The organism is Streptomyces sp. NPDC043685 (assembly GCF_056436585.1).
Map to the genome: position 1 here is coordinate 255,225 of NZ_JBWKCH010000004.1, position 24,873 is coordinate 280,097.

At 72.2% G+C, this 24,873-nt stretch carries 26 protein-coding genes; 15 read left to right on the forward strand and 11 right to left on the reverse strand.

The window, feature by feature from the left end:
- Position 1: 1 nt before the first annotated feature.
- Complete coding sequence (locus tag AC0665_RS14585; RefSeq protein ID WP_086603600.1) at positions 2-169, reverse strand: gallidermin/nisin family lantibiotic; 168 nt, start codon at positions 167-169, stop codon at positions 2-4.
- 217 nt (positions 170-386) lie between these two features.
- On the opposite strand from AC0665_RS14585, the gene AC0665_RS14590 reads away from it, so the two are divergent.
- The 7 genes from AC0665_RS14590 (at position 387) to AC0665_RS14620 (ending at position 5,781) form a co-directional block, all read left to right on the forward strand.
- Complete coding sequence (locus AC0665_RS14590) at positions 387-980, forward strand: RNA polymerase sigma factor (RefSeq protein ID WP_478705107.1); 594 nt, start codon at positions 387-389, stop codon at positions 978-980.
- Positions 977-1,960: an anti-sigma factor gene (locus AC0665_RS14595; RefSeq protein ID WP_478603312.1), complete on the forward strand. Its 984-nt coding sequence runs from the start codon at positions 977-979 to the stop codon at positions 1,958-1,960. Before AC0665_RS14590 ends, AC0665_RS14595 begins: the two co-directional genes overlap by 4 nt.
- Positions 1,961-2,109: 149 nt before the next feature.
- On the forward strand, positions 2,110-2,736 hold the full coding sequence (locus tag AC0665_RS14600; RefSeq protein ID WP_478603309.1) for a hypothetical protein: 627 nt from the start codon (positions 2,110-2,112) through the stop codon (positions 2,734-2,736).
- Positions 2,737-3,591, forward strand: a complete 855-nt coding sequence (locus tag AC0665_RS14605) for a hypothetical protein (RefSeq protein WP_478508318.1) — start codon at positions 2,737-2,739, stop codon at positions 3,589-3,591.
- 5 nt (positions 3,592-3,596) lie between these two features.
- Positions 3,597-4,529: an ATP-binding cassette domain-containing protein gene (locus AC0665_RS14610; protein ID WP_468408402.1), complete on the forward strand. Its 933-nt coding sequence runs from the start codon at positions 3,597-3,599 to the stop codon at positions 4,527-4,529.
- Entirely contained in the window at positions 4,526-4,954 is a 429-nt protein-coding gene (locus AC0665_RS14615) for a DUF2511 domain-containing protein (protein WP_468634861.1), read from the forward strand. The genes AC0665_RS14610 and AC0665_RS14615 overlap by 4 nt, the downstream gene beginning before the upstream one ends.
- 86 nt (positions 4,955-5,040) lie before the next feature.
- On the forward strand, positions 5,041-5,781 hold the full coding sequence (locus AC0665_RS14620) for a helix-turn-helix transcriptional regulator (protein WP_468634859.1): 741 nt from the start codon (positions 5,041-5,043) through the stop codon (positions 5,779-5,781).
- Positions 5,782-6,222: 441 nt separating this feature from the next.
- On the opposite strand, the gene AC0665_RS14625 is transcribed toward AC0665_RS14620, so the two are convergent.
- From AC0665_RS14625 to AC0665_RS14670, 10 genes are all read right to left on the reverse strand, one after another.
- On the reverse strand, positions 6,223-6,936 hold the full coding sequence (locus AC0665_RS14625) for an ABC transporter ATP-binding protein (RefSeq protein WP_390983150.1): 714 nt from the start codon (positions 6,934-6,936) through the stop codon (positions 6,223-6,225).
- Position 6,937: 1 nt separating this feature from the next.
- Positions 6,938-7,744, reverse strand: coding sequence for a lantibiotic immunity ABC transporter MutE/EpiE family permease subunit (locus AC0665_RS14630; RefSeq protein ID WP_478705108.1), 807 nt, complete (start codon positions 7,742-7,744; stop codon positions 6,938-6,940).
- 120 nt (positions 7,745-7,864) lie between these two features.
- Entirely contained in the window at positions 7,865-8,245 is a 381-nt protein-coding gene (locus AC0665_RS14635; protein WP_468408394.1) for a DUF4288 domain-containing protein, read from the reverse strand.
- Between the two features lie 45 nt (positions 8,246-8,290).
- Entirely contained in the window at positions 8,291-8,632 is a 342-nt protein-coding gene (locus AC0665_RS14640; RefSeq protein WP_468408393.1) for a hypothetical protein, read from the reverse strand.
- A 115-nt stretch (positions 8,633-8,747) separates the two neighbouring features.
- Entirely contained in the window at positions 8,748-9,857 is a 1,110-nt protein-coding gene (locus AC0665_RS14645; RefSeq protein ID WP_478603302.1) for a sugar ABC transporter substrate-binding protein, read from the reverse strand.
- 280 nt (positions 9,858-10,137) lie between these two features.
- Positions 10,138-10,590, reverse strand: a complete 453-nt coding sequence (locus tag AC0665_RS14650) for a heat shock protein transcriptional repressor HspR (protein WP_363117689.1) — start codon at positions 10,588-10,590, stop codon at positions 10,138-10,140.
- A 5-nt stretch (positions 10,591-10,595) separates the two neighbouring features.
- A complete protein-coding gene (gene dnaJ, locus AC0665_RS14655) occupies positions 10,596-11,777 on the reverse strand; it encodes a molecular chaperone DnaJ (protein ID WP_363117450.1) in 1,182 nt (393 codons plus the stop codon).
- Positions 11,778-11,810: 33 nt separating this feature from the next.
- Positions 11,811-12,476 (reverse strand): nucleotide exchange factor GrpE, encoded by a 666-nt coding sequence (grpE, locus tag AC0665_RS14660; RefSeq protein WP_468408389.1) that lies wholly within the window; start codon positions 12,474-12,476, stop codon positions 11,811-11,813.
- Positions 12,473-14,329 (reverse strand): molecular chaperone DnaK, encoded by a 1,857-nt coding sequence (dnaK, locus tag AC0665_RS14665; RefSeq protein WP_468408387.1) that lies wholly within the window; start codon positions 14,327-14,329, stop codon positions 12,473-12,475. Before dnaK ends, grpE begins: the two co-directional genes overlap by 4 nt.
- 93 nt (positions 14,330-14,422) lie before the next feature.
- Positions 14,423-15,442 carry an MraY family glycosyltransferase gene (locus tag AC0665_RS14670; RefSeq protein WP_478705109.1) on the reverse strand — a complete coding sequence of 340 codons (1,020 nt, stop codon included), beginning with the start codon at positions 15,440-15,442 and terminating at the stop codon, positions 14,423-14,425.
- Between the two features lie 242 nt (positions 15,443-15,684).
- Between AC0665_RS14670 and AC0665_RS14675 the strand changes: the two genes are divergently transcribed.
- The 8 genes from AC0665_RS14675 (at position 15,685) to AC0665_RS14710 (ending at position 24,867) form a co-directional block, all read left to right on the forward strand.
- Positions 15,685-18,012: a (Fe-S)-binding protein gene (locus tag AC0665_RS14675; RefSeq protein WP_478705110.1), complete on the forward strand. Its 2,328-nt coding sequence runs from the start codon at positions 15,685-15,687 to the stop codon at positions 18,010-18,012.
- Positions 18,013-18,395: 383 nt separating this feature from the next.
- On the forward strand, positions 18,396-18,803 hold the full coding sequence (locus AC0665_RS14680; protein WP_468634847.1) for a hypothetical protein: 408 nt from the start codon (positions 18,396-18,398) through the stop codon (positions 18,801-18,803).
- A 39-nt stretch (positions 18,804-18,842) separates the two neighbouring features.
- Positions 18,843-18,968, forward strand: a complete 126-nt coding sequence (locus AC0665_RS14685; RefSeq protein ID WP_478603291.1) for a hypothetical protein — start codon at positions 18,843-18,845, stop codon at positions 18,966-18,968.
- Between the two features lie 150 nt (positions 18,969-19,118).
- A complete protein-coding gene (locus AC0665_RS14690; RefSeq protein WP_478603289.1) occupies positions 19,119-19,700 on the forward strand; it encodes a dihydrofolate reductase family protein in 582 nt (193 codons plus the stop codon).
- Positions 19,701-19,928: 228 nt separating this feature from the next.
- Complete coding sequence (locus tag AC0665_RS14695) at positions 19,929-20,252, forward strand: hypothetical protein (RefSeq protein ID WP_478705111.1); 324 nt, start codon at positions 19,929-19,931, stop codon at positions 20,250-20,252.
- 261 nt (positions 20,253-20,513) lie between these two features.
- Entirely contained in the window at positions 20,514-21,920 is a 1,407-nt protein-coding gene (locus AC0665_RS14700; RefSeq protein ID WP_478705112.1) for an FG-GAP-like repeat-containing protein, read from the forward strand.
- 35 nt (positions 21,921-21,955) lie between these two features.
- A complete protein-coding gene (locus AC0665_RS14705) occupies positions 21,956-23,380 on the forward strand; it encodes a hypothetical protein (protein WP_468634839.1) in 1,425 nt (474 codons plus the stop codon).
- Positions 23,381-23,418: 38 nt separating this feature from the next.
- Positions 23,419-24,867, forward strand: a complete 1,449-nt coding sequence (locus AC0665_RS14710; protein ID WP_478705113.1) for an FG-GAP repeat domain-containing protein — start codon at positions 23,419-23,421, stop codon at positions 24,865-24,867.
- The last annotated feature ends 6 nt before the right edge of the window (positions 24,868-24,873 follow it).

A 24,873-nucleotide genomic window follows, 5' to 3' on the forward strand; every position in this document is an offset into this window, starting at 1 on the left:
GTCAGCAGCAGTGGCTGCAGCCCGAACCGCCGCCGTCGCTGGTGCAACCCGGCGTGCAGTAGGAGATGGACGTGATGGCCGGGCCGGCGACCGACTTCTCCACGCCGATCTCCAGGTCGAGGTCGAACAGGTCGGCCTCGTCGTGCTGTGCGATTCCGTGCGTGCCCATGTCAGGCTCCTTCGTCGAAGAACCGGAAATGTGTTCGTCGGATCGATCCGTGGAGCACGGAACCATGCCCCGAGGCGGACGCTCAACGGCTCGTGGCCGGGCTGGCAGCAATGGCAGTCCCCTGGCAGCGGCGGTTACGCCGGGGCGCCACCGGAATCACCGCCGCGATGGCCGCTGAAGCGGTCCCGCGGAAGTGGCCGAAACTTTCGGTGCCGACGTGAACCATGGCAGCACCACGCGCTACGTACTGCGTGTGTGTTCGGACGAAGCCCTGCTGACCGCCGCCGCCCGTGGTGACCAGACCGCCCTGCGGACCCTGTACGAGCGGCACGCGGCCGCCATGCTGCGCCTGATCCGCAGACTCACCTCCGAACCGGCCGTGGCGGAGGAGATCCTGCAGGAGTCCTGGCTCGCGGTGTGGCGGTCCGCGGCCGGCTTCCGCGGGGAGTCCTCGGTCCGCGGCTGGCTGCTCGGAGTGGCGCGTCGGCAGGCGCACAACCAGCTGCGCCGGTCGCGCCCGCCCCTCACCGATCTCGCCGAGGCGGAGCACGTGCCGCACCCGGATCCCGGGGTGGAGGAACAGGTCATGGTGGCCGCCGAGCGCACCGAGCTGCGGGAGGCCGTACGCGCCCTGCCCGAACACCTGCGTGAAGTGCTGGGGCTGGTCCTCGTGGAAGAACTCGCCTACCCGGAGGTGGCCGCCGTCCTCGGCATCCCGGTGGGCACCGTCAAAAGCCGGATGTCCCACGCGCGCAGGCGGCTGGGCAGCATGCTCGCCGCCTCGCGGCTGGAAGGAACAGGACGACGATGAGTGAACACCTCGCGGACGAGGAACTGGTCCGGCTGGTGCGGGACACGCCCGGTGAACAGCAGGCCGCCCGGACGCGGCACCTGGCCGAGTGCGCCGGCTGCCGGACCCGGCTCGCGGACTGGCGCGCCGTCGGGCGGGCGGCGGTCGAGGCGGAGGACGTCCGCACCCTGGCCGTACCGTCCTTCGACCGGTTGCTGGGGCCCGCGCTGGCCGCCGCGACGGCCGGCCCCCGGGACGCCGGAGCGGCCGGGCAGACGCCGGAAGACGCCCGGGCGCCCGGAGCCGGGGCGGGCGCACCGCCGGTGCCGGTTCCCTCCCCGCACGGCCCGGCCGCCGCGCACCGGATGCCGCGCTTCCCCTCCCCCTGGCGGCTGGCCTGGCAACTCGCCCGGACCGAGGCCGCGATGCTGCCTCGGTCGCTGGCTCCGCTGACCGCGATCGGGCTGATCGCGGCCGCGGTGCTGGCGCCCGTGCTCAGCGAGGAACGCCTCGGGCTGCGGCTGTTCGGCGCGGTGTGCGTGCTGCTGGTCCTGCCGGCGGCCCTCGCCGTGGCATCACCGCGCCGGGATCCGCGGCACGAACTGCAGTTCACCCTTCCCCTGCCTCCCGGCACCGTGTTCCTCGCCCGGATGGCCGTCGTGCTCGGCGCCGACCTGCTCCTGGCCGTGCTGTGCTCGGCGCTGGTCGGGGGGCCGGGGTGGTGGCCGGTGGTGACCGACTGGCTGGGCGAGGCGCTGCTGGCCGCGTCACTCGCCCTGTCCCTCGCGGTGCGCGTCGCGCCGGCGGCCGGAGCGGCGGCAGGCGGCACCCTGTGGCTGGCAGGCGTCGTGACAGGGCCTCAGGGGCTGGTGTCGTCGCCGTTGGAGGCCGTCCTGGGACATGTGCTGTCCACCACGCCGTGGACCGTCGCCGCGTCGGTTCTCCTGCTCGCCTGGGCCGCCACGGCCATGCGCCGCTATCCGTCCGGACACGCTCCCTGAGGTGACCACCACGGGAAAAGCGAACCGCGACTCCCGTGAACCCCTGGCCGTCCTGGCGCTACGTACAGGGTGGCCGCCGTCTTCTCGCCGGGTACTCCCCCGGCCCGGCGAAGAGGCGGCGGCCTCCGAGCCGCAGAGAGGAGTACGTGATGACTGCCGGCGCCTGGCACGCATGGCTCCACGAGGCCCGTCGCTGCGGGCGTGGCGCCCTGGTCCTGCCGCTCCTCGCGGCGCTCACGGCGTGGGCGGCGACGGCCACCGGGCCGGGCGGCGGGGCGCTGCTCACCCGGGCGCTGATCACCACGGCGGTGCCCGCCACCATGGCCCTGGCCTGTGCGACCGTGGTCGCCCGGGAACCGATGGCGGAACTGCACCTGACGCTGCCCACCGGCTATCCGCGGACCGTGGCCCGCCGCCTGTGCTGGCCGGCCGGGGTGACGGCCGCCGCCACCGTCGGCCTGGCCGTCGCGCTCACCGCCGCCGACCGGCCCATGGGCACCGCCGTCCTGCTCACCGAACTCGCCGGACTGACGGTGCTGCTGACGGGCTGCGCGGTGTGGGCCACCGTGCGGGCCGGGTCGGCGGGCGCCGGCGCGGGTCTGATCGCCGCGGTGTGCCTGGCCAAACTGCTGCTGGTCGACCGGATCGCGCCGCACGGCGCTCCCCAGGGGCTGCCCGCCTCCATGACGGGCATCGCCCTGACCGCCCTCGCCCTGCAGACTCTCGGCGACGCGGAACGGTCGGGCGTTCTGACGAGGGACCACCAGGAGGGTTGAGTGTCCGCACACGGAACACCACAGAGCCGGACCCGCACGGCGGTACCGGCCCCTGGAGCCCGTACGGCCGCGCTGCTGTGGAGCATCCGCTACGAAGTGCTGATGGCGACCCGGCGCCGTGCCGTCTGGGCCGCCGTGCTGCCGCTGGTCGCGCTCACCCTGCTGCTCGCGTTCACCTCCCCGGTCGTCACCGGCGCCTCGGATCCCGTGGCCCGGGTCGGTGTCACCGCCGTGCTCGTCAACTCCTTCTGCACACTCGGTCTGGCCCTGGCGCTGACCGACCGGCTGCGCCGCGACCTGGAGGCCCGGGGCCTGCCGGAGCTGCTGGCCGCGACCCCCGCCGGCCGGCTGCCCCGCCTCATGGGCTCCCTGCTCGGTCCGCTGCTCACCGCACTGGCCCCGGTCGCCGCGCTGCTCCTGGCCTACGGGGCGTTCCTGTCGCTCACCGCCGGCAGCGTCCGCCCCCTGGCCGCGGCCGTGGCGGCCCTGGGTACGGCCGTTCTGCCCGCCGCGGTGCTGGCGGCGGCCGCGGCCGGGCTGCTCGGTGTGCTGATGCCGACGGCGGCCGCACGGGCCGTCACGGTGGTGCTGTGGCTGTGGGCGACCAACTTCCCGCCCCGGTTCTCCCCCGTGCCCACCCCCACCGGCACGGTGCTGTCACCGCTCGGCGGCTACCCCCTGGTGGCCTGGGCCGGCGCCCCGGACATCTGGGCGGCGCGCGGCGCGGCCGGTCCCCTGCGCCCGGACGTCACCACGACGTCCGCCCTGCTGAACCTCGCCCTGGTGCTGCTGACCGCCGCGGGGTGCCACGCCCTCTGTCTCCTCACCGCACGTCTTCGACGACACGGAGCCTGACCCCGATGAACATCACGACGGAACGCCTGACCAAGGTCCACTCGGGTGGCCGGCGCGCTCTGGACCAGGTCGACCTGCACATCGAGGGCGGCACGGTCGGTCTGCTGGGTGCCAACGGTGCCGGGAAGACCACGCTGCTGCGCATCCTGACCGGGGTGTTGCGGCCCACCTCGGGCCGCGTGGTCGTCGGGGGCCATGATCTGGCCACCACGGCGGGTCTGAACGCGATGAAGCGGGCCCTGGGGTATCTGCCACAGGAGCTCTCCCTGTATCCGGACCTGTCGGCCCGGGAGTTCCTCGACTACATCGCCGTGCTGAAAGGCCTGCACGACAAGCGGGACCGCCGCAGGCAGGTGGAGACACGGCTGGCCGAGGTCGGCCTCGAGGAGGTCGGGCGGGAGCGGCTGGGCGGCTTCTCGGGCGGCATGCGGCGGCGGGTCGGCATCGCCCAGGCGCTGCTCGGCGATCCGTCCCTGCTCATCGTGGACGAACCGACCGCCGGCCTCGACCCCCACGAGCGGATGAGGTTCCGCGCCCTGCTGGCCGGGCTGGGCGGCGGCCGCACCGTGCTGTTGTCCACCCACATCCTCGACGACGTGGCCCAGACCTGCCCGGAGGTCGCCGTGCTCACGGCGGGGCGACTGGTCTTCCACGACACCACCGCCGCGCTCGTCAGCCACGCGGCCGGCTGCACGTACGTACTGCCGGCCGGCGCGCCGGCACCACCGCCGGGCGCGGAGGTGGTCAGCGCCGTCACCACCGCGGCGGGACCCGAGTACCGAGTCGTCGCCACCGCCGCCCCGGCCGGCGCCCGGCCCGTCCCCCCCACCCTCGAGGACGGCTACGCGGCGCTCCTCAAGGCCACCGGCCGCTCCGTCAACGCCTCTGCCTCATCCGAGAGTTCATCCGCGAGTTCCAGCGAGGTAGCCAGTACATGACTCACGACACCGCATCCCCCCACACCACCCGCCCGGCCCCGCGGTACAGGACCGGGCCGGTCCTCGCCCTGTGCGCTGCACTGCCGTTGCTGCTCACCGCCTGCGGCGGCAGCGGCACCTCCCATCCGAGCACCACCCGCCCGGAGCCCCTGCCCAGCCCGACCTCCACCACCCAGCGCATCAGCGAGCGCAACCTCGGCTACACCTGGCCGCTCACCGTCGACCACGGCACCGCCCGGTGCGGAAAGGACAACCAGGCGCTCTTCACCAGCCCCGACGGCACCACGTACGCGCTGAACGACCGCGCCCGTGACGCCGGTTACCGCGACATCGGCCCGCTGCGCGCCAAGGGCGACGACGGCGACCCGATCAGTCTCGGATCCCTGCTGACCAAGACACTGAGACTCTGTGGGGCCGCCGGCTGACCACCGGCCCTCGCAGCGCCGCCCGGACCATGCGGCGCTCTGCCTTCTGCCCACCGCAGATTGACGAACCACGGGGGAACAACGCTGTGCCGCAGCTCATTGTCAAAAACCGTCTTCACGTCCTCGCGCACACCGGCCTTCAGGCCCTCCTGTCGACGCCGGACACTCCGCTCAGCCTTCTGCTGGCCGGGCTCGACCGCGTCGACTTCGTCGACGACGCCCGGCTGGCCGCTCCCGGCGAGCCCCAGCTGCCCGTCCTCCTGCCGGTGTCCAGCGAGCTCCAGGCGGACCGGCTGCGCGCGCTGCGCACCCGGCACGCCATGGCCCTGCTGATCGCGGTCACCGACGACGTCTCGGGACACCTGACCCACGACGCCATACGCGCGGGGGCGAGTTCCGTCTTCAACCTCGCCATCACCGAGGAACGGCAGACCGACCTGTTGCTCGCGCAGTTGCGCGCCCACCGCGCGCCCGGCGCGCCCTCCACCCCGGTCCGGCTGTGGTATCTGCCGGACGGTCCCGCGCACCGGACCGCCGCGGCGGCACCGGGCCCGGCCCTCCCGGCATCGCCGCGGATCCCACCCCGCGCGCAGCCGGGCGGCGGGGCCGGCTACGACGCCGAGTTGCTGCGGATGCTGTGTTCCCCGGCGACGGTGTCGGAGATCGCCCGGCGCAACTACTGTTCGGAGCGGTCGATGTACCGGCGCATCCGCCGGCTGTACGACACCTTCGGCGTCTCCGGCCGCAGCGAGCTGCACGCCCGTGCGGCCGAGCTCGGCCTGATCGGCGAGGACGGCCCGCGCGAGCGCATCCGCCGAGCCGGCTGACACCGGCACCTCGAGGGGTGCCGCACCGGCCCCGGCCCCACGCGGCACCCCCGACCTCCCGCCCGGCCCCACCGGACTCCCGCCCGCTCCCCGGCCCCGTGGGACTCCCCCCTACTCCCTCCGGCACCACAACCGGGCCCACCAGGCTCCCGAGCCCGGCCTCCTCCCGGCCCCGTGGGACCCCTCCCCCGGCCCCGCCCCACACCACAACCCAGCCCCACCAGGCACCCGAGCCCGGCCACTTCCCGGCGCCGTGGGACTCCTCCCCTACCCCCTCCGACACCACAACCCAGCCCCACCAGGCACCCGACCCGGCCACCTCCCGGCCCCGGGGGACCCCTCCCCCGGCCCCTCCCCACACCACAACCCGGCCCCACCGGGCTCCCGGCCCCTGCCGTTCTCGGTGGGCGCCCCGGCGCGGTGGTGCGGGGCGTCGCCGGGCTAGCGGATTCCCGCGTCGGCCGTCTCCACCAAGCGGAAGAAGCCCGCTTCCACGTTCCCGTCGACGGCGAGTCCGTCCACCGGCCCCTCGTACCGGGTCCGGCCGGCCACCAGAACCTGCACCCGGTCGCACACCTGGGCCACTTCCGCCAGCTGGTGGCTGGCGATGAGCACCGCCACCCCTTGGCCGGCCAGCGACCGGATGATGCCGCGCATCTCCCGGATGCCCACCGGGTCCAGACCGTTCGTCGGCTCGTCCAGGACGATCAGCCGCGGCCGGGCCAGCAGGGCCACCGCGATACCGAGCCGCCAGCGCATGCCGAGCGAGTACTCCTTCACCCTGCGCTGCCGCGCGCCGGTCATGCCGACCAGTTCCAGGGCCGGGTCGATCCACTCGGTGGGCACCCCGCGCAGCCGGGCGTGGATGCCCAGGGTCTCGTCGGCCGTGAGCTGGGGCCACAGGCCCGGCACTTCGATGAGCGCCCCGACCTCGGCGAGACTCTCGCGCCCCACGGGCCTGCCGAGGATCTCCAGCGTGCCGCGGGTCGGCCTCTGGAGCCCCAGCAGCACCTTCATCAGGGTGGTCTTCCCGGCACCGTTCGGGCCGAGCAGACCGTAGACCTCGCCCGGCTCGACCGTCAGGTCCACCCCGTCCAGGGCCCGGTGGGCGCCGTAGTGCTTGTGCAGGTCACGGATCAACAGCGCGTGGCTCATCTCAGATCTCCTTACGGATCATGTGAAGTCGCCCCACGGCGAGCAGCACGGCGGACAGGACCGCGGCGAGGGTGACGGCGAGCGGGATGGCACCGGGGTCGGTGACGGGGCTGTCGTCGGGCAGCGGCACGCCGTTCGGCCCGATCCCGGCCAGCGGCAGCACCACCCGCATCGGCCAGGCGAAGGGCACGGCGAACCAGAACGTCTTGTCGGAGACCAGCGCCCCGCACAGCAGCCCGGCGACGCCCACCCCGATGCTCGGGCCCATGCCCCACACGACGGCCACCAGCGTCGCCATGGCCGTCATGGACAGGCCCACCAGCCAGGGCAGGTAGACGGCGGCGGCGACGGTCGCGAGGGCGTCCGGGAACTGCCCGCTGAGCGCGGCGCCGAGGGTGAGCATCACGAGCAGGACGGTGGACGAGACGAAGCCGAGCACGCCCAGAGCGGCCACCTTCCCCACGAAGTACCGGCCGCGCGGCACACCGTAGGAGAGCAGCAGCCGCCACGCGTCCTGGTCCGCGCGGACCGAGAGCGCCGCGGCGAGGCCCGCCGTCATCGGGACGAGGACGCCCCAGAACTCCAGCGTGACGTTGCGGAACACCTCGAAGGTCTGCCCCGACTTGGCCTCCGAGGAGCCGAGGGCGCCGAGGAAGAGCGGGACGGTGATGATCACCGGTGCCAGCAGGTGGTACCAGACGAGGAATCCCCGCTTGAGCCGGGTCAGTTCCGTGCCGGTCACGGTCGCCAGCGAGGGCTTGTCGCGTTCCGCCGGCGTCGGGGCGGCGGCTGTCGTGTCGTGTCGCATGCCCGGTACGTAGCCGCGCGCCGGGCTCCGGTTCACGACGGGACGCCGAACGCGGCCGGGCCGGGCACGGGAGACGGTGTCCGTCCCCGTGCCCGGCCCGGGCCGAGCGGCCGCTCGCGGCTAGGGGGTGTCGTCCTCGCGGGCGAGCAGTGGCTCCACCCGCTCGTACGCCGCCCAGTCGCGGAAGTGACGCGTGTACAGGTCGGCGTCACCGCCGAGGTCGGTGTCCTCGGCCTCCTTCACGTCGACGATCGCCTTCAGTCGCCAGGCGACCGTCTCCTGCCGGTCGTTCAGGTAGCTGGTCTCCGCCGCGCGCGCCCGCCGCTCGACCCGCTCTCTGGCGGACCGCTCGTCGGTCGCGTGCACCAGGACGAAGTTCTCCTGGTACAGGGGCTGCCCCGGTTCCCCGGCCGGGGCCGGTCCGGAGGTGGTCGCCTCCATCACCACCAGGGCGACGTAGGGCTGCGGGGCCGGCTGCTCGGCACCGGTTCGGTCGGTCACGCTCGCTCCTGTCCGCACGTCGGTCAACGCGCCGAACGTCCTCCGCTACTTGTCGAAGCGGCGGTCGTTCAGCAGCTTCCACGCCTTGACATCATCCCGGTCGCCGCTCTGCTTGCCCGCGAAGATCTGGCCGAGCGTGCGCGACAGGCGGTCCGTGGGGAACTCCCGCCGGATGGAGCCCTTCTTGCAGCGGGAGATGAACTTGGCGGCGACCTCGTCGTGGTTGTCCCCGGCACGGCAGTTCCGGGCGGCGGCCAGGTCGTCCGCGGCCGAGACGGCCACCTGCCCGGACACCTGAGCCGGTGCCGCGGACACGGCGGGCGCCACCAGGCCACCGATCGACAGGGCGAGTACCGCGGACGCCAGGACACGGCGCATTGCCTTCATCTCGAACCTCCCAAGGGTCGGGTCGTCATCGGACGATCCGACCCTTCCACCGCCCGTGCGCCCGCAGGGGCGTTGGCAGGGAGATTGGCAGTCCCGCGTCAGTGTCCCGCCCGGGTTACTTCAGCCCGATCGCCCGGCACGCCGCCTTGTACTCGGCCGTGCAGATGTCCGACAGCTTGTAGATGTCGTCCGCGACCACCGTGTCCTTGATGTTCTCCCTGGTGAGCGCGACCACCGGCACGAGCTGGGCCGGGATGTCCTTGTCCGTGGGGCTGTCGACCTTGTCGCGGGTGAGGGAGGCGAACTGGATGTCGCGGCCCTGGACCTTGGCGACGGCCATCTCCGCGGCGTTCTCCGCCTCCTGCGGGTAGGACTTGTACACGCTCATGTACTGCTCGCCGCTGATGATCCGCTGCACGGCCGGCAGCTCCGCGTCCTGCCCGGTGATGGGGGGCAGGTCGCTCACGCCCGCGGTCTCCAGGGCCTTGACGATGCCGCCCGCCATGCCATCGTTGGCGGAGTAGACCGCCGCGATGTTCCCCTTGCCGATCTTCGCGATCGCCTTCGCCATGTTGGCTTCGGCGTTCTCCGGCTTCCAGTCCGCGGTGTCGAAGGACGCGGCGATGGTCACCTTGCCGTTCAGCTCGGACATCGCCCCGGCCTTGAACTGCTTGGCGTTCGGGTCCGTCGGCGAGCCGTTCATCATGACGATCTTGTCGGACAGGCTCGCCTTCTCGCCGATGGCCTCCAGCAGGGTGCGGCCCTGGACCTCGCCGACGAGCTCGTTGTCGAAGGAGATGTACGCGTCGATCGGGCCCTCGGCCAGCCGGTCGTAGGCGATGACCGGGATGCCGGCCTCCTTCGCCTTCTCCACGCCACTGGCGATGGCGTGCGAGTCGACGGCGTCCAGCAGGATCACGTCGACCCGGTCGTCGATCATCTGCTGCAACTGGCTCGCCTGCTTGTCCGCGTTCGCCTCGGCGTTGGCGTAGGCGACGCGGCCCTTGTCGTTGGTGAGCGACTCGACCTTCGTCTTGATGATCGGGTAGTCGAAGTTCTCGTACCGCGTGTTCGCCTTCTCCGGCAGCAGCAGACCGACGGTGATGTCGTTGCCCTTGGCCGGGCTCGCGTCGTCACTGCTCCCCGTCGCGTTGAGCACGCCGCAGCCGGCGAGCGTGACGGACATCGCGGCCGCGGCCACGGATATGGAGATACGACGACGCATGCGGGGGCTCACTTCGCGTGTGATTCGGACGTGGGCACAACATTGGTGCCCATGTGACTGAAAAGCCAACGCGGAGGCGCCCCCCAGCGTCAAGCGGAACCACTTAACGAGATGACAACACCACGCTCCGCAAGCGTTGTGAAGACTCTGCGGAATCATCTTCAAGTGCCGTGCACCACTCGGTCATCGCCCGGAGGGCCAGCGAAACCGGGGCAAGACCTCCAAAGCAGGCGAAAGGGGCCGAGAGTCAACTCCCGGCCCCTTCACCCGCGTACACGCGTCAGTCGGACTGCTGCTGCCTCTTCGGCCGCCACACCACCAGCGCGCTGGTCTGCTGCACCTCCTGGTACGGCACCAGATCGCGGCGGTACGACGCGTGCACCGCCGCCTCGCGCTGGCGCATCGCCGCCGCCGCGCCGTCGAGCGCGTCCTGCATCTCGGCGATCCGGGCCTGGAGCGCGGCGACCTGGTTCTCCAGTTCGATGATGCGCTTGATTCCGGCCAGGTTGATGCCCTCGTCCTGCGACAACTGCTGGACGGTGCGCAGCAGTTCGATGTCACGGGCCGAGTAGCGGCGGCCCCGGCCCGCGGTGCGGTCCGGAGACACCAGGCCCAGCCGGTCGTACTGGCGCAGGGTCTGGGGGTGCAGGCCGGACAGCTGGGCCGCCACCGAGATGACGTAGACCGGGGTCTCCTCGGTCAGTTCATACGGATTGCGCCGACGACCGTCCATCTGACTCATGCTCCCTTCGCGGCCTGGAACAGCTCCGCCCGCGGATCCTCACCCGCGGTCGCCTCGCGATACGCCTCGAGTGCGTCACGAGCCTTCCCCGACAGGTCCTTCGGAACACTCACCTCGACGGTGACCAGGAGGTCGCCGCGGGTGCCGTCCTTGCGGACCGCGCCCTTGCCACGGGCGCGCATGGTGCGCCCGTTGGGCGTGCCCGGAGGCAGCTTCAGCGTCACGGGCGGGCCGCCCAGGGTGGGCACCCGCACCTCGCCGCCGAGGGCCGCCTCGGAGAAGGTCACCGGGACGGTGACCGTGAGGTTGTCCTCCTTGCGGCCGAACACCGGGTGGGAGTCGACGTGCACGACGACGTACAGGTCGCCCGCCGGGCCGCCGCGCTCGCCCGGTGCTCCCTTGCCGCGCAGCCGGATCCGCTGGCCGTCGCTGACGCCCGCGGGAATGCGCACCTGCATGGTCCGCGAGGACTTGGCCCGGCCGCTGCCCTTGCAGACCTCGCAGGCGTTCTCCGCGATCAGGCCGCGGCCCTTGCAGTCCGGGCAGGGGTCGGTGAGGGAGAAGCCGCCACCACTGCCCCGGGCGACCTGCCCGGTGCCGACGCAGGTCGGGCACACGCGCGGTGTGCCGTTCTTGTCGCCGGTGCCCGAACAGGCCTTGCAGGGCGACTGCGAGGACATGCGCAGCGGGACGGTCGCGCCCTCGATCGCCTCGGTGAAGCTGAGCGTGACCTCGGACTCGATGTCCTGGCCGCGCCTGGGCTGCGTCCGCGCACCCGGGCCCGCGCCGCCGCGGTTGAACAAGCCCCCGAAGACGTCACCGAGCCCGCCGCCGAAGCCGCCGGCTCCCTGGCCGCCCTGGGCGCCGCCTCCGAAGAGGTCGCCCAGGTCGAAGTTGAAGGAGCCTCCCGCGCCGCCCGGCCCCGGGCGGAAGCCGCCGTTGCCGAAGAGGGCGCGCGCGTCGTCGTACTCCTTGCGCTTCTTGGGATCGCCGAGGACGTCGTTGGCCTCGGAGATCTCCTTGAAGCGCTCCTCCGCCTTGACGTTTCCCTTGTTGGCGTCCGGGTGGTTCTCGCGGGCGAGCTTCCGGTACGCCTTCTTGATCTCGGCCTCGGTGGCGTCCTTGGGGACGCCGAGGACCTTGTAGTAGTCCTTCTCGATGAAGTCCTTGGTGCTCATCCTCGACGTCCCTCCTTCCCTTCGTCTATGACGTCAGCCCTCGTCCGGGCCACCGCTCTCCTTGTCGTCGGCGTCGGCGGACTCGTCCGCCTTGACCGTCTGCGCCCCCGGCTGGGGTTCGGCCACCGCCACCCGCGCGGGGCGGATGGTGCGCTCGCCGATCCGGTACCCGGGCTGCAGGATCGCGACGCACGTCGTCTCGGTGACGTCCGGTGCGTAGCTGTGCATCAGGGCTTCGTGGATCGTCGGGTCGAAGGGCTCGCCCTCCTTGCCGAACTGCTGCAGGCCCATCTTCGCCGCGGTGCTCTCCAGCGACTCGGCGACGGACTTGAAGCCGCCGACCAGTTCGCCGTGTTCGCGTGCGCGGCCGATGTCGTCGAGCACGGGCAGGAGCTCGGTCAGGAGGTTCGCGATGGCGATCTCCTTGACCGCGATCCGGTCACGCTCGACCCGGCGGCGGTAGTTCTGGAACTCGGCCTGGAGGCGCTGGAGGTCCGCCGTGCGCTCGCTGAGCGCCGAGCGGGCCTGGTCCAGCTGGGCCACCAGGGCCACGTCCTGGCCCGTGTCCCCGGCCGGGGCCGCCTCCTCCTCCGCGGAGGGGGTGGCGGCCTTCGGCTCGGCGTCGTCGGAGGTGGCGCCGGAAGGGACGTCGGGCTGCTGCGACTGCTGCTCGTCGAAGCCCGGGGTCTCCTCCGTCACGCGGCACCGTCCTTCCGGTCCTCGTCGACGATCTCGGCGTCGACGACGTCGTCGTCGGCGGGCTTGGCGCCACCGGCCGCACCGGCGTCACCGGCGGGGCCACCGGCGGCCTGGGCCGCGCCCGCGTCCGCGTACATGGCCTGGCCGAGCTTCTGGGAGACGGCCGCGACCTTCTCCGTGGCCGTGCGGATCTCGGTGGAGTCCTCGCCCTTGAGCTTCTCCTTCAGCTCGGCGACGGCTTCCTCGACCTCGGTCTTGATGTCGCCCGGGACCTTGTCCTCGTTGTCCTTGAGGAACTTCTCGGTCTGGTAGACGAGCTGCTCGCCCTGGTTGCGGGACTCGGCGGCCTCGCGGCGCTTGTGGTCCTCCTCCGCGTACTGCTCGGCCTCCTGGCGCATGCGGTCGACCTCGTCCTTCGGCAGCGAGGAGCCGCCGGTGACGGTCATCTTCTGCTCCTTGCCCGTGCCCAGGTCCTTGGCGGTCACGTGCATGATGCCGTTGGCGTCGATGTCGAAGGACACCTCGATCTGCGGGACGCCGCGGGGCGCCGGCGGCAGACCGGTCAGCTCGAACATCCCGAGCTTCTTGTTGTACGCCGCGATCTCGCGCTCGCCCTGGTAGACCTGGATCTGCACGGACGGCTGGTTGTCCTCGGCCGTGGTGAAGATCTCGGACCGCTTGGTCGGGATCGTGGTGTTGCGCTCGATGAGCTTGGTCATGATGCCGCCCTTGGTCTCGATGCCGAGGGACAGCGGGGTGACGTCGAGGAGCAGGACGTCCTTGACCTCGCCCTTGAGGACACCGGCCTGCAGGGCGGCGCCGATGGCGACGACCTCGTCCGGGTTGACGCCCTTGTTGGCGTCCTTGCCGCCGGTCAGCTCCTTGACGAGCTCGGCGACGGCCGGCATACGGGTCGAGCCGCCGACCAGGACGACGTGGTCGATCTCGCTGATGGAGATGCCGGCGTCCTTGATGACGTTGTGGAACGGCGTCTTGCAGCGCTCCAGCAGGTCCGCGGTCAGCTGCTGGAACTGGGCGCGGGTGAGCTTCTCGTCGAGGTGCAGGGGGCCCTCGGCGGAGGCGGTGATGTAGGGCAGGTTGATCGAGGTCTCGGTGGACGAGGACAGCTCGATCTTCGCCTTCTCGGCGGCCTCGCGCAGACGCTGCAGGGCCATCTTGTCCTTGCCCAGGTCCACGCCGTGGCCGGACTGGAACTGCTGGACGAGGTAGTCGACGACGCGCTGGTCCCAGTCGTCACCACCGAGGTGGTTGTCACCGTTGGTGGCCTTCACCTCGACGACACCGTCGCCGATCTCCAGCAGCGAGACGTCGAACGTACCGCCACCGAGGTCGAAGACCAGGATGGTCTGGTCGTCCTTGTCGAGGCCGTACGCGAGCGCGGCCGCGGTCGGCTCGTTGACGATGCGCAGGACGTTCAGACCCGCGATCTCACCGGCCTCCTTGGTGGCCTGACGCTCGGAGTCGTTGAAGTACGCCGGGACGGTGATGACCGCGTCGGTCACCTTCTCGCCCAGGTAGGCCTCGGCGTCCCGCTTCAGCTTCTGGAGCACGAAGGCGCTGATCTGCTGCGGGTTGAAGGGCTTCCCGTCGAGCTCGATCTTCCAGTCGGTGCCCATGTGCCGCTTGACCGACCGAATGGTCCGGTCCACGTTGGTGACCGCCTGACGCTTGGCCACCTCTCCGACGAGCACCTCACCGTTCTTGGCGAAGGCGACGACGGACGGCGTGGTCCTGGCGCCCTCGGCGTTGGTGATGACGGTGGGCTCGCCGCCCTCCAGAACGCTGACGACGGAGTTAGTCGTGCCCAGGTCGATGCCGACCGCACGTGCCATTGTGATTCCTCCAGCTGACTTGAGTGGAACGGACTCAAGTGTGCACGACGGCCCCCGACCGGTCAACAGAGCTGAGTCGGGCAGACTCAACTCTTATCCGTTCCTTACACGCAATGGCGCTCTGACCTGCGGCGATACCCTGCGTCGAGGTCCGTACACAGGGACACACGAAAGAGCGAACACCACGACCAGCGCCCCACCCGCCACCCACCACAGGGCACCGGCCCCGATCCGGCCGGCATGCGCGAGTACCCCGACGAGCATCCCGGACAACGCCCCGGCCCCTAGCAGCAGACTCGCCCCCGGCGCCGTGAGCCCGAGCCTGCGCAACCGGTGCGCGAGATGGTCGGGACCGCTGCGCAGCACCCCCCGCCCGGCCCGCCGCCGCGTGGTCAGTACGAGGACGGCGTCGGCGGCGGCCACGGCGGTCAGCGCGAACAGCACCCCGGCGCTCTCCGCGACCCCGAGCCCGGCCCGGGCGTACACCGCGCCCACGGCGATCACGAACCCCGCGGCCATGGACCCACAACTGCCCAACGCCACGCGCGCGGGGTGCCAGTTGTGCAGCAGGAACCCGGTCAGGGCGGCGGCCAGCACGCTCACCAGCCCGGCGATCGAGTCCATCACCTCGACGGCCGCGCAGGCCGCCACCCCGAAGGCGGCGACGACCCCGGCCGTGCCCGCCAGCCCGTCGGCGTGGTCGAGCCCCCGCAGCCCGAACACCACCGCCACCACCCACGCGACGGCCAGCAGTCCGGTGCCCACTCCGGTGTCCCCGTACGGCACGACGCACGCCGCCGCCACGCCGGTACCGGCGGCCAGCACCCGGCGCCGCAGCCGCCACACGTCGTCGACGAGCCCGAGCAGGGCGACGGCACCGGCGGCGAGGAGGATCCCCCGCGTCCCGTCGGACGGGGGCGCGAGCTCCCACCACTCCCCCGCCGCCACGACCAGCCCCGTGACGAGCACGACGGCCACGCCCCCGGACAGCGGCACGTCCCGCTGCCGGCGCCGCTCGACCAGCCGCAGCCGCAGGGCGGGTGCCCGCAGGGCGGCGGCGAGCAGGGCGGTGAGGAGGAGGGCGGTGGCGGCGGCGGTGATCCCGTAGAGCACGGATATAAGGTAGGCGCGATTATGACAATTCGGTATGAATAACACGACGGGATCGCGACCGGGATCGGTCCGTTTCTGAGGCGACCCTCAGCGATTCAGATCACTGCCCACCCGGCTACAGTGCGGCGGAGGATGAGGGTAGTCTCAGACGGACTGCATAAGTTACCGCTTAGTAATTTCGGGGAAGCCTGAAGAACGACAGGTCACCCCGACGAAACCCCTCGCAGGCCCGAGGAGCCCCCATGCAACTCGCCGCGATCATCGTGTCGCTGGTTCTGACCGTGGTCGGCGTCGCGCTGCTCGCACGCGCGATCGGCCAGTTCGTCCGGTACTTCAAGCTGGGCCAGCCGGTCCCGGCCGGTACCCGGACCGACAACCCCTACCAGCGCAGCGTGACCCTGGTGAAGGAGTTCCTCGGCCACACGCGCATGAACCGGTGGGGCATCGTCGGTGTCGCCCACTGGTTCGTCGCCGTGGGCTTCCTGACCCTCCCGCCGACCCTGGCCCAGGCCTTCGGGCAGCTGTTCCAGGCCGACTGGGTGCTGCCGGTCGTCGGTGAGTTCCTGCCGTTCGAGCTGTACATCGAGTTCATCGGCGTGATGACGGTGCTGGGCATCGCGGTGCTCATCGCGATCCGCCTGCTGAACCTGCCGAGCCGCCCGGGCCGCAAGTCCCGCTTCGCGGGCTCCAAGGCCGGCCAGGCCTACTTCGTCGAGTACGTCATCCTCACCATCGGCCTGGCGATCTACGTCCTGCGGGGCCTGGAGGGCGCGCTCCACCACGTCGACCACTACGAGGCCTCCTACTTCGCCTCGTACCCGCTGGTCCTCGCCTTCAAGGGCCTGTCGGTCACGGCGCTCCAGAACCTGGTCTACCTGGTCGCCATGATCAAGATCGGCACCTCGTTCATCTGGATGATCGTGGTGTCGCTCAACACCAACATGGGTGTGGCCTGGCACCGCTTCCTGGCGTTCCCGAACATCTGGTTCAAGCGCGAGTCGAGCGGCGGCACCGCCCTCGGCGCGCTCCAGCCGATGACCTCGGGCGGCAAGCCGATCGACTTCGCCGACCCGGGCGACGACGACGTCTTCGGCGTCTCCCAGGTCGAGCAGTTCTCCTGGAAGGGCCTGCTGGACTTCTCCACCTGTACCGAGTGCGGCCGCTGCCAGTCGCAGTGCCCCGCCTGGAACACGGGCAAGCCCCTCTCCCCCAAGCTGCTGATCATGTCCCTGCGCGACCACGCGCACGCCAAGGCGCCGTACCTGCTGGCCGGCGGCGGCAAGACGATGGAGGGCGAGGAGAAGGCCTCCGAGGAGCAGCTGAAGGACGTCCCCGCGGCCGCCCTGGCCGAGGCCGAGCGCCCCCTGGTCGGCACGCTGGAGGACAACGGCGTCATCGACCCGGACGTGCTGTGGTCCTGCACGACCTGCGGTGCCTGCGTCGAGCAGTGCCCGGTGGACATCGAGCACGTCGACCACATCGTCGACATGCGCCGCTACCAGGTGATGATCGAGTCCGCGTTCCCGTCCGAGGCGGGCACGATGCTCAAGAACCTGGAGAAGAAGGGCAACCCCTGGGGCCTGGCGAAGAAGCAGCGCCTGGAATGGCTCAAGGAGGTCGACTTCGAGGTCCCGGTCGTCGGCAAGGACATCGAGGACCTGTCCGAGGTCGAGTACCTGTACTGGGTCGGCTGCGCGGGCGCGCTCGAGGACCGCGCGAAGAAGACCACGAAGGCCTTCGCCGAGCTGCTCCACATCGCGGGCGTCAAGTTCGCGATCATGGGCGGCGACGAGAAGTGCACCGGTGACTCCGCCCGGCGCCTGGGCAACGAGCCTCTGTTCCAGGAGCTCGGCATGGAGAACGTCATGGCGCTGAACATGGCGTTCGGCGAGGAGATGGACGACGAGGGCAAGGTGACGCCCGAGTCGGCGAAGCCGAAGTCGTCGAAGAAGATCGTCGCGACCTGCCCGCACTGCCTCAACACCCTCGGCAACGAGTACCCGCAGCTCGGCGGCGACTACGAGGTCATCCACCACACGCAGCTGCTCCAGCACCTGGTGGACGAGGGCAAGCTGATCCCGGTCACGCCGGTCGAGGGCATCATCACCTACCACGACCCGTGCTACCTGGGCCGCCACAACAAGATCTACACGCCGCCGCGCGAGATCATCGCCGCGGTCCCCGGAGTCCGCAACGAGGAGATGCACCGCCACAAGGAGCGCGGCTTCTGCTGCGGCGCCGGTGGTGCGCGGATGTGGATGGAGGAGCGGATCGGCAAGCGCATCAACAACGAGCGCGTCGACGAGGCCCTCTCGGTCAACCCGGACATCGTCTCCACGGCCTGCCCCTTCTGCCTGGTCATGCTGACGGACTCCGTCAACGGCAAGAAGAACGACGGCAAGGCGAAGGAGTCCATCCAGGTCGTGGACGTCGCCCAGCTCCTGCTGGACTCGGTCAAGACACCGGTCCAGGCGGAAGCCGAGCCCGACAGCGACGATGGTGACGACGGCGAGCCGCCGGCGGGCACGGCGGACTCGGCGAACGCCCCGGAGCCGGAGCCGGTGAAGTAGGCGAACCTCCCACAAACCGTCCTCGGCGCCCCCTGCCCGAATCATCGGGCAGGGGGCGCCGGCGTTCTTGAGGCCTCGTGTCTCCAGGGTCTCGCGTCTCCACGGCCTCGCGCCCTCGTGTCCCGGTGCCCTTGCGTACCGGCGTCCGCCGGCCTCGCGTCCCCGCACCCCCGCGCCCTCACGCCCTCACGCTCCGGCGTCACCCCGGCCTGGCAACCTCGCGTCCCCCGGCCCCGCGCCCCGCGCCACGTGCGGGACGTTCGTCCCGCACGACGACGCCGGAGTGGCGCGCATCGGTCGGGGCGCCGAAGATTTTCTCGGGGACCCGGACGGCCACGCTCACCGCGCGGGCCGCTCGACACCGTGGGAGTCCGGAGGTGGGCATGACGGATCCACGAGAGATCCTCGCGCAGGCGCGCAGAGGTCCCGTACCGGCGAGCTGGCGGGTCTTCACCAAGAAGCGGGGGAAGGTGTCCGGCTTCCTGCGCGGTACGTCGGAGGATCCGGACCCGCTGCTGGTCATCACCCCGGACGGGGTCGTCGAATACAAGGACGAGCGCAAGCCGCCGACGGTCGTCGACTTCCGCTCGCTGGCCGGCGTCACGCTGAAGGCGAGCGCGAGCACCTCCTCCAGCAGCTCCTTCGCGACTCTGACCGTATGGCTGGACCTGGTCCACCTCGACGGCACGAAGGCGAAGTGGAAGTCCGCCTCCTTCGCGGACGACCTCCGCACGATCCAGGGAGTCATCGAGGCGTACAGCGCTCACAAGGTGCTGCAAGGGCGTTTCTGACAGGGGTGGTACGGGGGGAGTACTCGGCACCCCGGCTCGGTGTTCATGAACGTCGTGCTGCTGTGCCCGACCCGCTACTGGGCCCTGTTCAAGCTGCGCGACAAAGCCTGGCAGTCCCGGGGGCTGACGGCGAAGACGGCCGTGCCCGAGCCCGGCCCGGCCTAGGCCGGGAAGCACCGGCCCCGCCCTGCGCCAGGGCGGGCCGCGGGCGCCCGCACCGGAACGGCGGCCGGAGCTCCGATGAGTTCCGCCGCCGCGGGCGGTCCACCCTCCAGCGGGTGCCGCCCCAGGCCCCGCCCGGCCCGAGGAGCTCCCATGACCACCGTCGTCATGCACAACGTCGTCTCCGTCGACGGCTTCATCGCCGGCCCGGACGACGACGTGGGCCCCCTCTTCGACTGGTACGGCAACGGCGATGTCGCGATCAACCAATACGCCAAGGTGTCCAGGGCCTCCGCCGACTACGTCGGTCCGGCCATGGCGAGGATCGGCGCGCTCGTCGTCGGCCGGCACGTCTTCGACATGACCAACGGGTGGGAAGGCGTCCCCCCGGCGGGCGAGCACGTCGTGGTGGTCTCGCACCGGCCCCGCCCCGTCGGCTGGCACCCGGACGCGCCGTTCCACTTCGTCGACGGCGTGGCGGAGGCCGTCGCCAAGGCCAGGGAGCTGACCGGCGAGGACCGTGACGTCGGCGTGGCGGCGGGCGACGTCGGCGGTCAGGCGTTCGCCCTCGGCCTGGTCGACGAGGTGGCGATGGACGTCGTGCCGGTCGTCTTCGGCTCGGGCAAGCGGTACTTCGGCTCGGCGGACGCCCGGTGCCTGCTCGACGACCCGTACGTCGTGATCCAGGGCGACCGGGTGCTGCACCTGCGCTACCGGGTCCGGCAGCGGCCATGACGGCCTGCCGGGCCGGCTGGGGCGGCCACCCCTGCCATCCCGATCCCACCGGCGCCCGGCTGCCGAGGAATTAACCGAACTCACGTACAACCCTTACGTCACCCCGCGGGTCTCTTGATCGCCGAACGCCCGTGAACGCCCGGACAATCCCCGGCGAACGCGGACGGTCGGCCCTTCATCGACTGTGGATGTCCGCCAGGCATCCCCCGCATGCAGCAGGAGACCCGCATGCAGCAGCACGAGCCCCCCTCGGGGCACCGGCACGCACCGGCCCGCCCGGCCCGGCACCGCGGCCCGCGGCGCTCCCTGGCGACCGCCGCCGCGGCCACGCCGCCCGGCGCCCGTGCCCCGTGGGCCGGCCTCGACGGCGACGGCCCCGGCGACGACACGGCGGGGCTCTCCGGCAGGTTCGTTCTCCGCCCGCCGTCCGGCGGCACGACGACAGCCGCCGCCACGGGTTCACCCACCGCCTCCCCCGGCGACTCGGGCGTCTCAGGCGTCTCGGGCGTCTCGGGCGTCTCGACGACGGGCCACCCGAACCGCGGCGACTAATCCGCCAACTGAGCCCCCCGGACCCGGCGGACCCGACGGACCCGGCGGAGCCACCCGCCCCACCGAGCCGCTCACGACGACGGCGCCGCCTCGCACCACGTCGACCACGGCGACCACGTCACCCCACCGCACGACACCGAGCCCCCGCCCCACGGCGACCACCTCACCCCGCTCCCCCAGGCCGCGCGCCCGGCGGAGCCACCCGCATCCCCTCGGGGCCGGGCCTCCCAGGTCCGGCTCCTTCCCACCCGGAGCCCCACCTTGCGCAAGCGCACCCTTCTGCTGGCCGCCGGCCTCACCACCGGCCTGCTCACCACCACCCCCGCCACCGCCGCCCCCTCCGGCCTCGCCGGGGACTTCAACGGGGACGGATACCGCGATGTCGCGGTCGGCGCCCCGTGCGCCGACGTCGGCTCGGCCTCCTGCGCCGGCGCGGTCGTCGTGCTGTACGGTTCGTCGTCCGGTGCCTCGGCCGCCCGCAGGGCCGTCATCACCCAGAACTCCGCCGGGGTGCCCGGCACCGCCGAGTCCGGCGACCTGTTCGGCTCCGCCCTGGCCGCCGGGGACCTGGACCGGGACGGCTACTCCGACCTCGTCGTCGGCGCCAGCAGCGAGACCGTGGGCGACCGGGACAGCGTCGGCTCCGGCACCGTCCTGTGGGGCAGCGCGTCCGGCCTGACCAGCGGCAAAGGCCTGCCCCAGCCGTCGACGCTCGCCGAGTACGGCAACTTCTCCCGGGGCATCGCGACCGGTGACTTCGACGGCGACGGCGACACGGACGTCACCCTCACCGGCCAGAGCCACACCCGCCTCTACAACGGCCCCTTCACCCGCACCGGCGGCCCGCTGAACCACCTCCGCGTCGGCGAGGTCGGCACCACGTTCGAGGTGATCGCGGGCGACCTCACCGGAGACGGCGCGGCCGAACGCGTGTACCCGTTCAACGTGGACGGCGACACCGGCGGCGAGATCGACTACTTCCGGTGGAACGGCACGACGTACAAGATGGCCGATCTGCCGAACGCCGACGGCTACCCCGGCTCCATCGGCGACATCAACCGCGACGGCTACGGCGACCTCGTCCTCGGCGACCCCACGGACCCGTACGACCTCAAGCCCGGCGGCCACAAGGGCGGCCAGATCACCGTCTGGTACGGCGGCCCGAACGGCCCCGACCCGGCGCAGCAGCCGACCGTCGTGCACCAGGACACCACGGGCGTGCCCGGTGCCGGTGAGGCCGACGACAGTTTCGGCAGCGCGGTGAGCACCGGCGACATCAACGGCGACGGCTACACCGACGTCGTGGTCGGCGCCCCGGGCGAGGACATCGGCTCGGCGCGGGACGCCGGATCGGTGACCGTGCTGTTCGGCTCCGCCTCCGGGCTCAAGACCGCCGGTGGCGTGACGTCGTACACCCAGGACACCGCCGGGGTGCCCGGCTCCGCCGAGTCCGGGGACCGCTTCGGGTCCGCGCTCGACCTGACCGACGTGACGAAGGACGGCAAGGCGGACCTGGCCGTCGGTGTCCACGGCGAGAACTCCACGGGCGGCCTGTGGACCCTGCGCGGCTCCGCCTCCGGCCTGACCACGAGCGGCGCGCAGGGCATCACCGCCGGCACCCTCGCCCTCAAGGGCAGCGTCAGCCTCGGCTCGGCGGTGGCCCAGTGACCCCCCATCGGCTCCCCCGTCAGGCCCGTACCCCCTTGCGCAGCCGCGCCACCGCGGCCGTCCTCGCCGCGGCCCTGACCCCGCTCGCCCTCACGCTCTGCGCCCCCGCCGCGCACGCCGCGACGGCCGCCGCCCCCTACGACTTCAACGGCGACGGCCGCACCGACCTCGCGATCGGCGCGCCGGGCGCCACGGTCTCGGGTCAGGCCAAGGCGGGCGCCGTGACCGTCGTCTACGGCAGCACGAGCGGCCCGAAGACCTCCACCCGCACGGTCCTCACCCAGAACACCGCCGGTGTGCCGGGCGCCGCCGAGGCCGACGACGCCTTCGGTGCCGCGCTCGCCTCCGCCGACCTGAACACCGACGGCTACGCCGACCTGCTCGTCGGCACGCCCGGCGAGGACGGCGGCGACACCAACGACGGCACGGTCGCCATCGTCTGGGGCGGCGCCTCCGGCCTGTCCGGCGCCCGTACGCTGTTCAGCTTCTTCAGCACCGACTACGACCGTTACGGCCAGACCCTGGCCGCCGGTGACTTCGACGGCGACGGTGACACCGACGTCGCCGTGGGCTCCACCGGGCCGGTCACCCTCTCGCTCGTGGCCGGCCCGATCACCCGGACCAGCGCGTCCAACGGCGGTTCGGGATCGCGCAACGACGGCTGGGCCTCCTCCTACGGCGTCACGCACCTCTCCGCCGGTGACATCACCGGCGACGGCCACCCCCGGGTGGTCGTGCACGGCCGCGCCGCGCGCACCGACGACGCGGCCACCGCCCTGGCCGACATGAAGATCAGCAACTACACCGACTGGCTGCGGCGGCTGCCGGCCGGCTACGTCTCCGCCGTCGGGGACATCGACGGCGACAGTCACGACGACATCGCCGTGGGCAACGACCGGGAGACCTCCGCCGACCCGGCGGGCGCGCTCGGCGGCAAGGTCTCCGTCGTCTACGGCGGCCCCGAGGGCCCCGACCCGGACCGGGCCCCGCTCGTCCTCACCCAGGACACCGCCGGTGTGCCCGGCGCCTCCGAGAAGGGCGACCGCTTCGGCAGCGGCGTTTCCCTCGGTGACACCGACGGCGACGGGTACGCCGACCTGGCCATCGGCGCGGCGGGCGAGAACGGCTCCGCCGGGGCCGTCACCGTGCTGCGCGGCTCGGCGTCCGGCCTCACCACCAAGGGCGCGACCTCGTACACCCAGAACACCGCCGAAGTGCCCGGCACCTCGGAGCAGGGCGACCGGTTCGGCGAGCGCGTCACGCTCACCGACCACACCGGCGACCGCCGCGCCGACCTGTCCGTCTCCGCGCCCGGCGAGGACGGGGGCGACGGCGCGGTCTGGTCCCTGCGCTCCACCGCGACCGGCCCGACGGCCACCGGCTCGATCTCCTTCGGCCCGGGCACGACCGGCATCTCCACGGCCGGCGCCCCGGGCTACGGCACCGCGCTCACCTCCTGACCACCACCACCCGACCCGACGATCCGACGAGGACCCCGATGCGCAAGCGCACCCTCCTCCTGGCCACGGCGCTGACCTCCGGCCTGCTCACGGCGCTGCCCGTGACGGCCGCCACCGCCGCGCCCGGCACCGGCCCCAGGGCCGACTTCAACGGCGACGGCTACGGCGACATCGCGTTCGCCGCCCCGTACGCCAAGGTCGACGGCCTGGGCATGGCCGGCTACGTCGCCGTGGTCTACGGCGGCGCCACCGGCCTCGACCCGGCCAAGCACACGGTGATCAGCCAGAACACTGCCGGAGTGCCCGGTGCCGCGGAGGCCGAGGACACCTTCGGTGACGCCCTCGCCGTGGCCGACCTCAACGGCGACGGCTACACCGACCTCGCGGTCGGCTCCTCCGGCGAGGACGTCGGCACGGACGAGGACGGCGGCTCGGTCACCGTGTTGTGGGGCTCCGCGAGCGGCCTGGCCGGCGGCACCACGGTCAAGGACCCGGCCGTCTCCGGACACGACAACTGGGGCAGGCTGCTGACCGCCGGCGACTTCGACGGGGACGGCAAGGCCGACCTGGCCGTCGGCACCGGCTCGTCGCACGTGTACGCCGTACGCGGGCCCTTCACCACGGCCGGCGCCACCGGCGCCGCGCAGAAGATCTCCACACCGGAGCCGGCGTATCTCGTCGACGCCATGGACGCGGGCGACACGAACAAGGACGGCCGCTCGGACCTGGTCCTCACCTACCGGGTCCACCTCGACTCGGACGCGTCGGGCAGCTGGTCCAAGGGCGTCGCCTACCTCGGCTCCCCCACCGGCCCGGACACCTCCGCCCCGCGCCCCCTGAACGGCGGCACGTCCCTCGCCCTGGGCGACATCGACGGCGACGGCTTCGACGAGATCGCCCTCGGCAACGTCTTCACGAAGGACGACGACCACGGCGGCAGCCTCGGCGGCCGGGTCGTCGTCATCCGCGGCTCCGAGGGCGGCCCGGTCAACGGCGACGCGCCCATGGCCGAACTCACCCAGGACTCCGAGGGCGTCCCCGGCGCCGACGAGGCGAACGACGGCTTCGGCAACGCGGTCTCCATCGGCGACACCAACGGCGACGGCTACGGCGACCTCGCCATCGGTGTCGTCTTCGAGGACATCGGCACCGTCGAGGACGCCGGCGCCACGGTCCTGATGAACGGCTCCGCCTCCGGCCTCTCGCGCACCGGCGCCCGCACCCTCACCCAGGACACCGCCGGCGTCCCGGGCTCGGCCGAGGCCATCGACTACTTCGGCTCCGACGTCCTGCTGACCGACGTCAGCAAGGACGGCCACGCCGAGTTCACCGTCACCGCCGGCTTCGAGGACGAGGGCGTCGGCGCGATCACCGCCCTGCGCGGCTCGGCCGACGGCCCCGTCGCCGACGGCGCCCGCACCTTCGGCCCCGGCAGCCTCGGCCAGACCCGTTCCTACGGCGCCTTCGGCACCGGCCTCACCGGCTGACGAACC

Excerpts from the sequence above, each read along its gene's own strand:
- AC0665_RS14675 (WP_478705110.1), top strand. The coding sequence starts at position 15,685 with ATGCAACTCGCCGCGATCATCGTGTCGCTGGTTCTGACCGTGGTCGGC.
- AC0665_RS14600 (WP_478603309.1), top strand. The coding sequence starts at position 2,110 with ATGACTGCCGGCGCCTGGCACGCATGGCTCCACGAGGCCCGTCGCTGC.
- AC0665_RS14690 (WP_478603289.1), top strand. The coding sequence starts at position 19,119 with ATGACCACCGTCGTCATGCACAACGTCGTCTCCGTCGACGGCTTCATC.
- AC0665_RS14710 (WP_478705113.1), top strand. The coding sequence starts at position 23,419 with ATGCGCAAGCGCACCCTCCTCCTGGCCACGGCGCTGACCTCCGGCCTG.
- AC0665_RS14595 (WP_478603312.1), top strand. The coding sequence starts at position 977 with ATGAGTGAACACCTCGCGGACGAGGAACTGGTCCGGCTGGTGCGGGAC.
- AC0665_RS14650 (WP_363117689.1), bottom strand. The coding sequence starts at position 10,590 with ATGGACGGTCGTCGGCGCAATCCGTATGAACTGACCGAGGAGACCCCG.
- AC0665_RS14680 (WP_468634847.1), top strand. The coding sequence starts at position 18,396 with ATGACGGATCCACGAGAGATCCTCGCGCAGGCGCGCAGAGGTCCCGTA.
- AC0665_RS14645 (WP_478603302.1), bottom strand. The coding sequence starts at position 9,857 with ATGCGTCGTCGTATCTCCATATCCGTGGCCGCGGCCGCGATGTCCGTC.
- AC0665_RS14630 (WP_478705108.1), bottom strand. The coding sequence starts at position 7,744 with ATGCGACACGACACGACAGCCGCCGCCCCGACGCCGGCGGAACGCGAC.
- dnaJ (WP_363117450.1), bottom strand. The coding sequence starts at position 11,777 with ATGAGCACCAAGGACTTCATCGAGAAGGACTACTACAAGGTCCTCGGC.
- AC0665_RS14585 (WP_086603600.1), bottom strand. The coding sequence starts at position 169 with ATGGGCACGCACGGAATCGCACAGCACGACGAGGCCGACCTGTTCGAC.
- dnaK (WP_468408387.1), bottom strand. The coding sequence starts at position 14,329 with ATGGCACGTGCGGTCGGCATCGACCTGGGCACGACTAACTCCGTCGTC.
- AC0665_RS14695 (WP_478705111.1), top strand. The coding sequence starts at position 19,929 with ATGCAGCAGCACGAGCCCCCCTCGGGGCACCGGCACGCACCGGCCCGC.
- AC0665_RS14610 (WP_468408402.1), top strand. The coding sequence starts at position 3,597 with ATGAACATCACGACGGAACGCCTGACCAAGGTCCACTCGGGTGGCCGG.
- AC0665_RS14640 (WP_468408393.1), bottom strand. The coding sequence starts at position 8,632 with ATGAAGGCAATGCGCCGTGTCCTGGCGTCCGCGGTACTCGCCCTGTCG.
- AC0665_RS14615 (WP_468634861.1), top strand. The coding sequence starts at position 4,526 with ATGACTCACGACACCGCATCCCCCCACACCACCCGCCCGGCCCCGCGG.
- AC0665_RS14625 (WP_390983150.1), bottom strand. The coding sequence starts at position 6,936 with ATGAGCCACGCGCTGTTGATCCGTGACCTGCACAAGCACTACGGCGCC.